Here is a 12932-nt window from a genome sequence, read left to right on the forward strand (position 1 = left end):
TATGAGTCGACCGTTAAATCAAGAGAAAGGCACCGAAAGGTGCCTTTTGCATATCTGGCAACGGCAAACCGACATTGCCCGGTGTCGCATTCCACACTCAGTCTGATAACGTGCGTCTATCGATTGCAGCCGGTATGCTTGGCCCGCATCTTCATGGACGCTTGCTATGACCCTCACAGAATTACGCTACATCGTCACCCTCGCCCAAGAGCAGCATTTCGGCCACGCCGCCGAACGTTGCCACGTCAGCCAGCCGACCCTGTCGGTGGGCGTGAAAAAGCTTGAAGACGAACTCGGTGTGCTGATTTTCGAGCGCAGCAAAAGCGCCGTGCGCCTGACCCCGGTCGGCGAAGGCATCGTCGCCCAGGCGCAGAAAGTCCTCGAGCAAGCGCAAGGCATCCGCGAACTGGCCCAGGCCGGCAAGAACCAGCTGACCGCACCGCTGAAAGTCGGCGCGATCTACACCGTCGGCCCGTACCTGTTCCCGCACCTGATTCCGCAACTGCACCGGGTCGCCCCGCAGATGCCGTTGTACATCGAAGAAAACTTCACCCACGTGCTGCGCGACAAACTGCGCAACGGCGAGCTCGACGCGATCATCATCGCCCTGCCGTTCAACGAAGCCGACGTGCTGACCCTGCCGCTCTACGACGAGCCGTTCTACGTCCTGATGCCGGCGCAGCACCCGTGGACGCAAAAAGAAACCATCGACGCCGGCCTGCTCAACGACAAGAGCCTGCTGCTGCTCGGCGAGGGCCACTGCTTCCGCGACCAAGTGCTGGAAGCCTGCCCGACCCTGACCAAGGGCAACGATGGCGCCAAGCACACCACGGTTGAATCCAGCTCGCTGGAAACCATCCGCCACATGGTCGCGTCCGGTCTGGGCATCTCGATCCTGCCGCTGTCGGCGGTCGACAGCCATCACTACGCCCCGGGCGTGATCGAAGTGCGCCCACTGTCGCCGCCGGTGCCGTTCCGCACCGTGGCCATTGCCTGGCGCGCGAGCTTCCCACGGCCAAAAGCCATCGAGATCCTCGCCGACTCCATTCGCCTGTGTTCGGTGGCCAAGCCAGCGGCACCGGTTACAGCCGGTTAAGCGAGCGTCATGACGGAGCTGTCGCAAGTGTCGGTGACGGCACTCAAGGGTGTCGGCGAAGCCATGGCCGAGAAATTGGCCAAGGTCGGTCTGGAGAATCTTCAGGACGTGCTGTTTCACCTGCCGCTGCGTTATCAGGATCGCACCCGCGTGGTGCCGATCGGCGCTCTGCGGCCGGGGCAGGACGCCGTGGTCGAAGGCACCGTCAGCGGCGCCGATGTGGTCATGGGCCGACGCCGCAGCCTGGTCGTACGCCTGCAGGACGGCACTGGCGGACTCAGCCTGCGCTTCTACCATTTCAGCAACGCACAGAAAGAAGGCCTCAAGCGCGGCACGCGGGTTCGCTGCTACGGCGAAGCCCGGCCCGGTGCGTCCGGCCTGGAAATCTACCACCCGGAGTACCGCGCCATCACCGGTGACGAACCGCCGCCAGTAGATGAAACCCTGACCCCGGTCTACCCGCTCACCGAAGGCCTGACCCAAGCGCGTCTGCGCCAGTTGTGCCTGCAGACGCTGACAATGCTTAAGCCAGACACCTTGCCCGACTGGCTGCCAACCGAACTGGCCCGCGACTACCAACTGGCGCCACTGGCCGATGCGATCCGCTACCTGCACAACCCGCCCGCCGATGCCGACGTCGACGAACTCGCCCTCGGCCATCACTGGGCCCAGCATCGTCTGGCCTTCGAAGAACTGCTGACGCACCAACTGTCGCAACAACGCCTGCGCGAAAGCATGCGTTCGCTGCGCGCGCCAGCGATGCCGAAAGCGAAAAAGCTGCCGCCGAAATACCTGGCCAACCTCGGTTTCAACCCGACCGGCGCGCAACAGCGCGTCGGTAACGAAATCGCCTACGACCTCAGCCAGCACGAACCGATGCTGCGGTTGATTCAGGGCGACGTCGGCGCGGGTAAAACCGTGGTCGCCGCCCTCGCCGCACTGCAAGCGCTGGAGGCCGGTTATCAGGTTGCGCTGATGGCGCCGACCGAGATCCTCGCCGAACAGCACTTCATCACCTTCAAGCGCTGGCTCGAACCGCTGGGCATTGAAGTCGCGTGGCTGGCCGGCAAGCTCAAGGGCAAGAACCGCGTCGCCGCGCTGGAGCAGATCGCCAGCGGCACGCCGATGGTGGTCGGTACCCACGCGCTGTTCCAGGACGAAGTGCAGTTCAAGAACCTCGCGCTGGTGATCATCGACGAACAACACCGCTTCGGCGTGCAGCAGCGTCTGGCGCTGCGGCAGAAAGGCGTCGGCGGGCGCATGTGTCCGCATCAACTGATCATGACTGCCACGCCGATTCCGCGGACGCTGGCGATGAGCGCCTACGCCGACCTCGACACCTCGATCCTCGACGAACTGCCGCCCGGGCGCACCCCGGTCAACACCGTACTGGTCACCGACACCCGCCGCGTCGAAGTCATCGAGCGCGTGCGCAGCGCCTGCGCCGAAGGTCGTCAGGCCTATTGGGTGTGCACGCTGATTGAAGAATCCGAAGAGCTCACCTGTCAGGCCGCCGAAACCACGTTTGAAGACCTCACTCTTGCCCTCGGCGAGCTGAAAGTCGGGCTGATTCACGGGCGTATGAAGCCCGTCGAGAAGGCCGCTGTCATGGCCGAGTTCAAGGCCGGCAACCTGCAACTGCTGGTCGCGACCACAGTGATCGAAGTCGGCGTCGACGTACCCAACGCCAGCCTGATGATCATCGAAAACCCCGAGCGCCTCGGTCTCGCGCAACTGCACCAATTGCGCGGGCGCGTTGGCCGGGGCAGCGCCGCCAGCCATTGCGTACTGCTCTATCATCCGCCGCTATCGCAAATTGGTCGCCAGCGCCTGGGCATCATGCGCGAGACCAACGACGGTTTCGTCATCGCCGAAAAAGACCTCGAACTGCGCGGTCCCGGCGAAATGCTCGGCACCCGCCAGACCGGTCTGCTGCAATTCAAGGTCGCCGACCTGATGCGCGACGCCGACCTGCTGCCCGCCGTCCGCGACGCCGCGCAAGCCTTGCTGGAACGCTGGCCAACCCACGTCAGCCCATTACTCGATCGCTGGCTGCGCCACGGGCAGCAATACGGCCAAGTGTGAGCACCGTCGCAGTTTCTGACAGATCGTTCTGATCAAGCTGGTTATACTCCTGCCATTGTTTCAAAAACGGATACAGACCATGACCGAAGCCGCTCTCGCCCCCGAATCCCCGCACGCGCCGTCTGTCATTCGGCTGCTGCTAGGCAAGCTGGGCATCGCCTACGAAGAAGTGCTCGACCACCACGGCCTCAATGCATCGCGCAAGGTACAAGCCGTGTTGCTGGACGACGCCGTCGGCGCGCTGATGGTGCTGTTTCCACAGAGCCAGTTGCTCGACCTCAATCGCCTCGCCGAACTGACGGGCCGTCGCCTCACCGCCGTCTCCACCGAGCGCCTGGAAAAGATGCTCGGCAAACACAGCCTGAGCCTGCTCCCAGGCCTGCCGGCGCTGACCAGCTCGCCGTGCCTCTACGAAGAAAGCCTGCTGCGCGAACCGAAGCTGCTGATCAACTCCGGTGAGCCGGGCCTGCTGCTGGAAATCGCCAGCGAAGACTTCAAGACCATGCTGACCAAGGCCAGCGCCGCCAACTTCGGCGAAGCCCTGAGCAGCATCCGCCCGAACCTCGACCGCCCGGACGATGACCGCGAGGAAATCACCCAGGCCGTGCAAGCGTTCACCGCGCGGCGCATTCAGCAACGTCTGGAAGCGACCATCGAGATTCCACCGCTGGCCGAAACCGCACAAAAAATCATCAAGCTGCGCGTCGACCCCAACGCTACCATCGACGACATCACCGGCGTGGTTGAAACCGACCCGGCGCTGGCCGCGCAAGTGGTGAGCTGGGCGGCGTCGCCGTACTACGCCTCGCCGGGCAAGATTCGTTCGGTGGAAGACGCGATCGTCCGCGTGCTCGGCTTCGATCTGGTAATCAACCTTGCGCTGGGCCTGGCCCTCGGCAAGACCCTGAGCCTGCCGAAAGACCACCCGCAACACACCACGCCGTACTGGCAGCAGTCGATCTACACCGCCGCCGTCATCGAAGGCCTGACCCGCGCCATGCCGCGCGCCCAGCGCCCGGAAGCCGGCCTGACGTATCTGGCCGGTCTGCTGCACAACTTCGGTTACCTGCTGCTGGCCCACGTCTTTCCGCCGCACTTCTCGCTGATCTGCCGCCACCTGGAGGTCAACCCGCACCTGTGCCACAGCTACATCGAGCAACACCTGCTCGGTATCAGCCGTGAACAGATCGGCTCGTGGCTGATGCGCTACTGGGACATGCCCGATGAACTGGCCACCGCTCTGCGCTTCCAGCACGACCCAAGCTACGACGGCGCTTATGCTGAATACCCGAACCTCGTTTGCCTGGCTGTGCGCCTGCTGCGCAGCCGCGGGATTGGCTCCGGTCCGGATGAAGACATCCCCGACGCGCTGCTTGAGCGTGTGGGCCTGACCCGCGACAAAGCCAATGACGTGGTTAGCAAAGTGCTTGAGGCTGAAGTGCTGCTGCGCGAACTGGCTTCGCAGTTCAGCCAGGCCTGAATGCAAAGCGGGCAAGCGACCTCCAGTTGGAGCGACGCTTGCCCGCGATGGGCCAACCTGCGGCTTAAGCCGACTTGTCCAGGTAACGGATCACCCAGCCTTTATCGTACCCAGAGTCGGTGAAATACACTCCGCCCACCACGATGCGCCCATCGTCCATTACCGCCATGCCGTGGGGGTATTCGAAACCCGCGCTTTCATTGAAAACGGTAAATCCCGAACCAAAGAAAGAGGAGTCTGGAGAACCATCCGCCAGAAAGCGTGCGGTGACCGCGCTGAGATTCTCGTCAAGCGCGCCAGTGCCACTGTTACCGCAAACGATGACTGAACCGTCCGTACGCGGCACGCAATGCAACCATCTGACGCCTTGGGACACAGGTGACGAAATCAGTGGTTGACCATCATTGAACACCCGATTGTAGGAGCCGCTGAGATTGAGCACCGCAATCAAGCCCTGAGAGACGCCCTCCACCGCCGCACCGCCGGCCACAACAATCTTGTCGTCGACGATTGCCGCAACGTCCAGGCTGATCCATTGATCGAGGGGCACGCTCACCGCTCCGTTGACTCCAAAGCGTGTGTCAACCTTACCCGTAGCGTCGAAACGAGTAACGAAGGCGCCATGCGCACTCACCGCAAAGTAATTGCCGCAGATCACCACGGCGCCGTCAGCCTGGGTCGCGGCCGCCTGCGCAACGATGTCCAAAGACGAAATATCTGCAAGCTCTACGAACGCAAAGCCCGTGCCGTTGAAGGTCGTATCGGGTGAGCCATTCGACTCGAACCTCAGAACGATACCTTTTGTCCGGCCGGAAGCATCCTCAACGTTACTGACCACGACGATTTTTTCGTCCAGTTGTTGAGCGACCATCCCTGCCGCGCCATTCCCTGCGGCACCGCTGGCAGACGCTTGCACCACCCCGGTATATCCGCCGCCGCCCATCTTCGCGTAGGGAAGATAGAGCACACCTTGCTCCCCGAAAGACGTCTGCAGTTGCCCGTCCTCGCGCTGTCTGACCAGCACCAGGCCCGTCGAGTTATTCGCGCCCTCTTCCGTGTACTGAGCACGAACCAGCCAGCCGCCATCGCTCAGCGGTGTAAACCCGAGAATCCGGCTCATGAAAAAATTTTCTTTCAGCCTGATCTCGACGTAGCCGGAGCCTTCTCCACCGAAAGCTGAGTCGAGAGCACCGTCTTCAAGCAGACGAACGACCTGCGTAGGTGCACCGGGCGTTGAAAGGCGAACGGCAACCAGCAATTTGTTTTGCGGCAGCGCCAGCAGCGCCCTGACGTCATATCCCGAGAATCCGGGGAATGGAAATCTGAGGATGCCGCCATCGCCAAAAGCCGGATCGTTATTTAAAGACGGCGCGCCCGCCAGATAGCGCACGATACGGCCAGGGACTTTGGAAGGATCAGCGTAGACGGAGAGCTCGATGCACACCACGATCCGGCCGTCCGTCATAACGGTGACACCTCGCGCAAAGGCTGCCCCTGCGCTGTCTTCAAACAACGCATGACCCGTACCGTTGAAAGCCGTATCCGGTTTTCCATCAGCAAGGAAACGCGCCGTCACCATGGCTGATTCACCCTGACCGACAACAGCGATCGAACCACCCACCTGCGAGGTATGCGTCCACGCCAACCCTTTTATTAACGGGGAAAACAGCGGCTTGCCCCCATTGAACACAAGGTTGGCCGCGCCGCTGGTCGTGAATGCAACGATCAACCCACCGTCGAGACCACCACGCTGGGCTCGGCCCGCGACGATAATCCTGCCATCGCCTTCACGTACCGAAATCGATTGCAGAAAACTCTCGCCTTCATCATCGGGCATCAACACGGCCACACCGTTGTTGAATTGACTGTCCGGCGCGCCACTTGCGTCCAGACGCGCCAGAAAAACTCCACGACCTCCCGATCCGTCCTGGTATGAACCGCAGACCAGCACCTTGCCATCGGCTTGAATGGCGATGCCGTAGACGTTATTCGATGTGGCGACATCCACAACCACATAGCCCGAACCGTTGAATGATTGATCGAGTGAGCCATCCGCTAGCAGACGAATCACAACACCCGCTGGCAGTGGTGCATCATCAAAAAACACTAAATGGAGCAGGACGATTTTGCCATCCACCTGCCGGGCCGTTGATCGTGATGGGACGCGGGCAGTCTGTAAGGATCCGGTGTTCGGGTGACTTGCCTCACGCGGCACGCTAGCGGGATGGGGATTGCCGTAATGGGAGATAAACCGCATGCCGTTGGTGCCGAACGCTTCGTTCAGTTCACCGGTATTTTTCAGGCGGACCAGTGCAAGGCCAACGTCATTGGAGGTAGTCGAGGAATATTGAAGGTGTATCAGCCAACCATCATCCTCAAGCGCATCGAGACCGGATACATAGCTGATCCGAGCCCCTTCCAGCGCTATTTCAACAAAACCTCTGCGCGCCGGACCGAAGGTTTCGTCCAGCGAACCGTCGTCATTCAGCCTCGCAATGGCAACCGGGGCATTCGCTCCCGTTAAAGGTATCGCAACGAGTAATTTTGCATAGGGGAGCGCCAGGACCGCCGCCGCTTCGTCGCCCGCGATACCAGGTATCGGTAAGGTCAGCACGCCATCCTGAGCAAATGTCGGATCGAGAGACCTAGGGATCGAAATACTGTGTGTCTGCGTCATGAGCTTGCTCCATCAAGTCAGTTAAGTCCCTTAATGCCGGAACTGGAACTTGAGTAGAGCATCGCGCCTGTGCACGAAACACCTGATAGAAATGACAGTTCGGCTGTCTTTGCGAGCCTGAGTAATGGCCTTACAAGACAAGCGCACCGTTATTCAGTGCGCGTGCATGGGTTTGTTCAAGTCAACGACTTCTTAAGCTTTAGCCTTCGCCTTTCTTGGTTTCAAATACTTCATCAACCCTTGAAACCACATCACTAGCGCAGGGTTGCCCTTGAGCTGGATCGACTTGTCCTGAATCCCCTGCATAAACGCCAACTGCTTGTTCTTCGCCTGCATCGTCGCGAAGCCATAACCGGCATCTTTAAACGCAATCGCAAACGCCGGCTCCGCCACCACGCCAGACTTGCTGGTGATGCGCTGATCCTTGACCACGAAATGCCGCGCCACTTTCCCATCCAGCGTCTGCAGCTGAAACACCAGATCCTTGTCACCCAACTGCTGTTGGAACGCAGGATTTGTCCGGCTGGCCTTACCCATCAACAAACCCATCATCCACAGAAGAAAACGAAATTTCATGCGCACAGCCTCAAAAGGAAAATGAACGGCCGAGGCAGTGTAAGGGATTCGGACGATAACGCCAGTATCTGACGCTGTTGGAAGAGGATGCGGACCATTTCCCGCACGATGACCACCAAGTCACGGTTCAGCGCTCGCCCACTGATCGTTCCCCCGCTCCGCGTGGGAATGCATCCCGAGACGCTCTGCGTCTCACCACTCACCTTTCCTACACCTGTTGAAACACATCCCTGTAGGAGCCGGCGAAGCCTGCGATCTTTTGATCTTCCGGCCCGCGAATCTATGGGAAATTTCCTGCAAAGTGCGGGGCTGTGCGTGAACTAGGCGAGTTGGCTGGCTATAGATAGGCTTTGTGTGTCGCCGCAAAATCGGTGGCCGGATGTGCAAGTCCGAACTCGGGGAAATCAATTAACTGCTCAGGATTTACACCGATGACCGATGAAACATTCAGCGCGGAAGCAACCTCGCCCTACGAATCCCCCAATTCGAAGAAATTCCACGAAGCCGCCGAGCGCGCCCTCGACCACCATTTCAAACCAGCCGTCGAACCACATCCCAAACGCGAGAACGGCCTCTTCAAACTCTCCCCCGGCACCGACGCCGAAGCCCTCATGGCCAACGCCTCCGAAGACCTCCTGTCCATCAGCGTCATCGCCTGCGACCTCGCCGACGACCTCCACGGCTCCCGCCGCTCGGTGGCACTGGCCCTGAGCAGGATGGCGGATGGGGTGAGATTGATGGTGGAAGGGACGCTCGACCAGATTGAAGTGCGAAGCGTGGCGGCCAAGCCGTAGCGAAGTTTGTGGATGAAAAAAGGGGACGTTAAGTCCCCTTTCTGCAACTACCTGTAAAAACCCAGACACAAAAAAGCTGCCAATCACGGCAGCTTTTTTTTGAATCCAAAACCTTCAGCCGGCCAGTCGACCGACTGGCTCAAAATCAGAACCTTTGGCCAACGCAACATCCAGAAAGCGGCTGCGCTTACCAGAGCGCTTGGCCAAAACTTCACGAGCTTCAGCCTGGAACCGAGCAGCCATCACAGGCTTTGGTTCATGTTTGGACTTTTTCATGGAAACCTCTCGGGTCTCGAAATTTGACTGGATAGTATTACCGCTCAACCCCAATAACAAGCCGGCCCGTCGGATCAAAGCCAAACCCTAAACTCTCATACAACGGTATAGCAGTGGCGGCTGGTTCTTGAACTTCAATTTCCGTACAGCCAATCAAGATCGCGTAGTTTTCAATCGCGGTTAATGCCAAAGCAGCCACGGTGCCTCGCAACGGATGAGATCTGTCCGGCTTACCTTCCAGAATCACAATCTTGATGCACAGCTTGCTCTTGCGAGGCGACGCATAACATAACCCACATAATTCTTGGTCGAACCAAAGCGAGACGTCAAAACCACGGGTGTCTGCTTGCTTCCATTGATGCACATCGTGCCACGGGTACAAGGTAGCCTCATCTCCCCAAAGATCGGCCGCTTCGATGGCAACGGGAGTAATGGGCTCGTATTGAATTCGAGTTGTATCAATACCTCTGGTTATGAGGTTCTGGTTCCCACGCGCCAGATCTTCCGCTGCCTTGCGCGCTTCAGATCGCCAGATCTGGTAGCGATACCCGTTCCCTCGACTCTTGGACATGGACAACCACTGGCAATTTTCAAGGTCGAGAGAGTAGCGGCGTTTGAAAGCTTTTGAACATCAACAGAAATACCCTGACATTGATTATCTGGTCCGAGCAATCCGCAGCCCTCTAGCCTTAGCCACTTACACCATCGCTCAACGGCAGGACGGGGTGAGATTGAGTCACGCCATAGCGAGATTTGCGGATGAAAAAAGGGGACGTTAAGTCCCCTTTCTTGAAGATTTCATCCCCACTGACAACCCGTTTCCGGAGAGGCCTCGATGCTGAAGTCTTCATCGAACGAATACTGTTTGCCGGATTTGTAATTCGTGTAACGCATAGAGTTCACCCGAGCGCCTTGCGTTGCAATGACATACTGCCCCGTCACTGCACCGTCTGAAACTTCCACCCAAGTCGTCGTGAATTCGTAGGGCCCGTCCTCCGTCATGACGTACTCTTCGGTTCGGTGATGAACCAAAGTAATGGCTTTCTTCGACTTGCTGTACCTGACACTTGCGCCGCTCCATTTGGCGGCCACGTCGTAATAGGTTCTGAACTCAAAATTGATGTTTTTGCCTTCCAGCGAATGGAAGCACCTTACCTGTGTAGAAACTTCACTGTGGGCCGCCAACGGCAACACCAATAGCAGCACTAAAAATAACTTCTTCACAAATCCCTCTGAACCCGTTCTGTTGAAGGCACATATGCCGATGAGCGCCGGTGTTTCTAAAGCGAATAATCCGCCACTTCTTCCAACCGCCAACACTGCCCACGAACAAATCGATATTCGAAGACATAGTCGGTATCCGGCTTCTGCAGGATCGCGATCGCTTTTTTGTCCAGCGCTTCCTTGACGGTCAACGTCAGGCCTTGGGTATCTCGCGTCGCTTGATCCGGCATGATTGGAAACTTGAGCTGATCGCCGCTGAGACTGCGTTTTTCCATCTCAGGTTCAGGATCGCCGGCCACGGTCGTGGCCATTTTCAGCGGTTGTTGTACGAAGGCTTTTTGCACATCTGCGCGTTCGGAGAAAGCTGAGAGGAACGCTGAAAAGTCGGTCGAAGGGCATGTAGCGTTAGACGTATCACCCTTGGCTTTGAGTGGATTCTGACGGTTGTCCTGATGCAGTTTTGAATCCGCAATTATCTTTGCATCCAAGTCTGCCAAGCGCTTTTTAATGCTGGTCGCATCCTTGTAAGCACATTCGACTTTTACATCATCCGCCAGATTTCGACCGTCGAGGCAGTTCTCAAGCTCGGGATCTGGTGGGTCGCCGCTAAAAAACCGCAAAGCCAATTGTTCGCCGTCCTTCACCAGTGGCAATTCCAGCACCGAATAGGAATCACCTTCGAATTGACTGTGCGAGACTTTTTGTTTTGTCAGAACAAACATGGACTTCCCCGATTGCTCCGGGAATTTGCGTTCAAAGAAGAACACCGAGGCGATCTGCTCGCCTTCGACCTTCCACACATAATTCAGCGAAGGCTTCACCGCATTCGTGGTGATGTAGAAGATCTCGGCATAAGGAACATGTCCTTCCCTAACTTGACCTTTGAGGTTGTTCTTCAAAAAGAACACCGTGATTTTTTGATCACCGAGCGAGGCGACTACAGGCGGATGCAGCTCACCGATGGTTTGTGGGTCACTCGCTAATGCCGGCTGAGCCAACAAGGCAACCATGAATCCGAGCGCACTCATACAACTTAAGAGCCTGGCCAATTCCACTCACTTCCCTGTTGATCAATCTTCGAATGTTAATGCTGATGGTTTCACGATGATTCAGGTGCGCCGCATTTCAGCTCTTTGATTTGCTCGCTCTGAATCGGAATCACACAGGCAAGGCGCTTCTCTCCGAGCCCACGAAGCTCCGTCAAACTGAGCGTCACGTGCAACCCATCCTCGGCAAACGCATGATCCTCAAACCCGGCATCGGCATAGTCCGTCCAAAATGCCTTGCCCTCGAAACTGCAAAACCGCTTGGAGGACAGCACTCTCCAACCGCCGTTGGGCGCCAGTATCTGGACCGTCAGGCATGGGCTGCCAAAGGTGCTTACATAACGTGCCACGACATCGCCGAAGCGCTGGGAGCCGGACAGGTACACCTTGTTGAGATCAACCACATTACCCGGCTCATCAGCGACGATTGTGTCCAGGTAAGCAGCACGCTCCAGACTTAGCCTGGCCATGCAGTTGTTGATCGTCGTGACATGCGCTGCCACCCCTGGCTCGATTTCCGTGGCTTCAAGCGGGCATGCGGTGTCGCGTAGCTTGATCCAGGCGCGCTGCGATTTTCTGGCCAGGGCGACCAGCGCCTTGCCCTGCTCAGGGTCGCGCCGTTGTTGAGCCTCAAACCGTCCCAGCAGTTTCTTGTAGCTGGCATTGAGTTGCGTGTCGGCTTCCTTGCGAGCTGCCTCCACACACCGATCAACCTGGGCGCTAACGGTGATTTCTTTGCAGTCGTCCTCGGCCATCGCGAAGGAGACAAACAGGCATCCAAAGGACAACGCGATAAAACGTGCAAACATGTTCAATTTTTCATTCCCTGAATGGCGGATCGCTCAACGACACGTTGAGGTATTTTCTGCGCCTTGCCATCGGCGCTCATCGAGTCGCGGTACTGGCCGTAATAGCGCTGCGCTTCATCTTTGCGATCAAGGCGCCAGAGCGAGTCGGCAATGTTCAACATCAGTACCGTGCGCTTACCAACGGCCTCAACGCCGCGATAAAACTTCAGCGCCAGCTCATCGTTACCGCCCTCGGCCAAGTAGAAAGCCAGATCGTTAAAAGCTTGAACATTGCGCGCCGGTGGGTGACAAGCCATATAGGACTCTGGACTTATAGTGCGAAGATTGAATGCGAGTTCTTCCACGCGAGATTGCGGCATCTCAATATTTGAGACCTGCTTCAATAAGTCCTTTGGAGACGGCGTCTGCAGGACGAGGTCAGGCGCATCCTCTTCCCCGGAAGTCCACCGATTGCCCTCCCACTTGCCGTAGCAAAACCTGGCTGCCGGCTGACTGAGCACGCAACCGGTCTCCATTGAAATGACCCCGCAACCAGTTTCCTCTGTCGGGATTTCTTCACCCTCCTGGCCAATGACAACGCCATACAGAGTCTGAAGGAGGAGCAATGTTTTCTTGTCGGGACTTAACCAAGCCTCATGCGTTTCAGTACCCACCGCGGGTACATAGAGGGGAAACGTTTTTCCATTGGCGGTAAACGAGGCAACCGCCGCCTCCGCAGCAGGCCTGCCCCATGTCTTGTCCTTCAATGTCACTAAGTGCCCGCCAACCCCCACGATCTGAATATTTTCAGACAAGGCATTGGCTGAAGCTGTCAGGCTCATGACAATCATCAACCACTTAAGGCTGCCCGCGAGAAGACGGTTCATCCA

12 protein-coding genes are annotated in these 12932 nt (G+C 58.0%); 4 read left to right on the forward strand and 8 right to left on the reverse strand.

Going from position 1 to position 12932, the window contains the following annotated elements:
* Positions 1 to 166 precede the first annotated feature (166 nt).
* The 3 genes from CLU80_RS12720 to CLU80_RS12730 all read left to right on the forward strand — a co-directional run bounded on the left by CLU80_RS12720 (position 167) and on the right by CLU80_RS12730 (position 4661).
* Positions 167 to 1096 carry a hydrogen peroxide-inducible genes activator gene (locus tag CLU80_RS12720; RefSeq protein WP_007920331.1) on the forward strand — a complete coding sequence of 310 codons (930 nt, stop codon included), beginning with the start codon at positions 167 to 169 and terminating at the stop codon, positions 1094 to 1096.
* 9 nt (positions 1097 to 1105) lie between these two features.
* On the forward strand, positions 1106 to 3181 hold the full coding sequence (recG, locus tag CLU80_RS12725; protein ID WP_099757519.1) for an ATP-dependent DNA helicase RecG: 2076 nt from the start codon (positions 1106 to 1108) through the stop codon (positions 3179 to 3181).
* 79 nt (positions 3182 to 3260) lie between these two features.
* Positions 3261 to 4661: an aminoacyl-tRNA deacylase and HDOD domain-containing protein gene (locus tag CLU80_RS12730; RefSeq protein WP_016985804.1), complete on the forward strand. Its 1401-nt coding sequence runs from the start codon at positions 3261 to 3263 to the stop codon at positions 4659 to 4661.
* Positions 4662 to 4725: 64 nt separating this feature from the next.
* On the opposite strand, the gene CLU80_RS12735 is transcribed toward CLU80_RS12730, so the two are convergent.
* Both CLU80_RS12735 and CLU80_RS12740 read right to left on the reverse strand, forming a co-directional pair.
* Positions 4726 to 7338, reverse strand: a complete 2613-nt coding sequence (locus CLU80_RS12735) for a hypothetical protein (protein ID WP_099757520.1) — start codon at positions 7336 to 7338, stop codon at positions 4726 to 4728.
* A 192-nt stretch (positions 7339 to 7530) separates the two neighbouring features.
* Positions 7531 to 7914, reverse strand: coding sequence for a hypothetical protein (locus CLU80_RS12740; RefSeq protein WP_007920327.1), 384 nt, complete (start codon positions 7912 to 7914; stop codon positions 7531 to 7533).
* A gap of 431 nt (positions 7915 to 8345) precedes the next feature.
* Between CLU80_RS12740 and CLU80_RS12745 the strand changes: the two genes are divergently transcribed.
* The gene (locus tag CLU80_RS12745; RefSeq protein ID WP_095049317.1) at positions 8346 to 8708 is read left to right on the forward strand and encodes a DUF6124 family protein; all 363 of its coding nucleotides are present in this window, start codon (positions 8346 to 8348) and stop codon (positions 8706 to 8708) included.
* Positions 8709 to 8822: 114 nt separating this feature from the next.
* Here CLU80_RS12745 and CLU80_RS30240 read toward each other — a convergent pair whose 3' ends face one another.
* From CLU80_RS30240 to CLU80_RS12770, 6 genes are all read right to left on the reverse strand, one after another.
* Complete coding sequence (locus tag CLU80_RS30240; RefSeq protein ID WP_186620174.1) at positions 8823 to 8984, reverse strand: hypothetical protein; 162 nt, start codon at positions 8982 to 8984, stop codon at positions 8823 to 8825.
* Positions 8985 to 9021: 37 nt separating this feature from the next.
* Positions 9022 to 9555, reverse strand: coding sequence for an N-acetyltransferase (locus CLU80_RS12750; protein WP_099757521.1), 534 nt, complete (start codon positions 9553 to 9555; stop codon positions 9022 to 9024).
* Positions 9556 to 9782: 227 nt separating this feature from the next.
* A complete protein-coding gene (locus tag CLU80_RS12755) occupies positions 9783 to 10208 on the reverse strand; it encodes a hypothetical protein (protein WP_095049674.1) in 426 nt (141 codons plus the stop codon).
* A gap of 56 nt (positions 10209 to 10264) precedes the next feature.
* Complete coding sequence (locus CLU80_RS12760; RefSeq protein WP_286079731.1) at positions 10265 to 11236, reverse strand: hypothetical protein; 972 nt, start codon at positions 11234 to 11236, stop codon at positions 10265 to 10267.
* Positions 11237 to 11307: 71 nt separating this feature from the next.
* The gene (locus tag CLU80_RS12765; protein ID WP_099757522.1) at positions 11308 to 12063 is read right to left on the reverse strand and encodes a lysozyme inhibitor LprI family protein; all 756 of its coding nucleotides are present in this window, start codon (positions 12061 to 12063) and stop codon (positions 11308 to 11310) included.
* A gap of 2 nt (positions 12064 to 12065) precedes the next feature.
* A complete protein-coding gene (locus CLU80_RS12770) occupies positions 12066 to 12929 on the reverse strand; it encodes a tetratricopeptide repeat protein (RefSeq protein ID WP_099757523.1) in 864 nt (287 codons plus the stop codon).
* Positions 12930 to 12932: the final 3 nt, after the last annotated feature.

The sequence above is a fragment of the Pseudomonas sp. 29 genome (assembly GCF_002754355.1).
In the GTDB taxonomy this organism is placed as follows: domain Bacteria; phylum Pseudomonadota; class Gammaproteobacteria; order Pseudomonadales; family Pseudomonadaceae; genus Aquipseudomonas; species Aquipseudomonas neuropathica.

Excerpts from the sequence above, each read along its gene's own strand:
- CLU80_RS12720 (WP_007920331.1), top strand. The coding sequence starts at position 167 with ATGACCCTCACAGAATTACGCTACATCGTCACCCTCGCCCAAGAGCAG.
- recG (WP_099757519.1), top strand. The coding sequence starts at position 1,106 with ATGACGGAGCTGTCGCAAGTGTCGGTGACGGCACTCAAGGGTGTCGGC.
- CLU80_RS12730 (WP_016985804.1), top strand. The coding sequence starts at position 3,261 with ATGACCGAAGCCGCTCTCGCCCCCGAATCCCCGCACGCGCCGTCTGTC.
- CLU80_RS12735 (WP_099757520.1), bottom strand. The coding sequence starts at position 7,338 with ATGACGCAGACACACAGTATTTCGATCCCTAGGTCTCTCGATCCGACA.
- CLU80_RS12740 (WP_007920327.1), bottom strand. The coding sequence starts at position 7,914 with ATGAAATTTCGTTTTCTTCTGTGGATGATGGGTTTGTTGATGGGTAAG.
- CLU80_RS12745 (WP_095049317.1), top strand. The coding sequence starts at position 8,346 with ATGACCGATGAAACATTCAGCGCGGAAGCAACCTCGCCCTACGAATCC.
- CLU80_RS30240 (WP_186620174.1), bottom strand. The coding sequence starts at position 8,984 with ATGAAAAAGTCCAAACATGAACCAAAGCCTGTGATGGCTGCTCGGTTC.
- CLU80_RS12750 (WP_099757521.1), bottom strand. The coding sequence starts at position 9,555 with ATGTCCAAGAGTCGAGGGAACGGGTATCGCTACCAGATCTGGCGATCT.
- CLU80_RS12760 (WP_286079731.1), bottom strand. The coding sequence starts at position 11,236 with ATGAGTGCGCTCGGATTCATGGTTGCCTTGTTGGCTCAGCCGGCATTA.
- CLU80_RS12765 (WP_099757522.1), bottom strand. The coding sequence starts at position 12,063 with ATGTTTGCACGTTTTATCGCGTTGTCCTTTGGATGCCTGTTTGTCTCC.
- CLU80_RS12770 (WP_099757523.1), bottom strand. The coding sequence starts at position 12,929 with ATGAACCGTCTTCTCGCGGGCAGCCTTAAGTGGTTGATGATTGTCATG.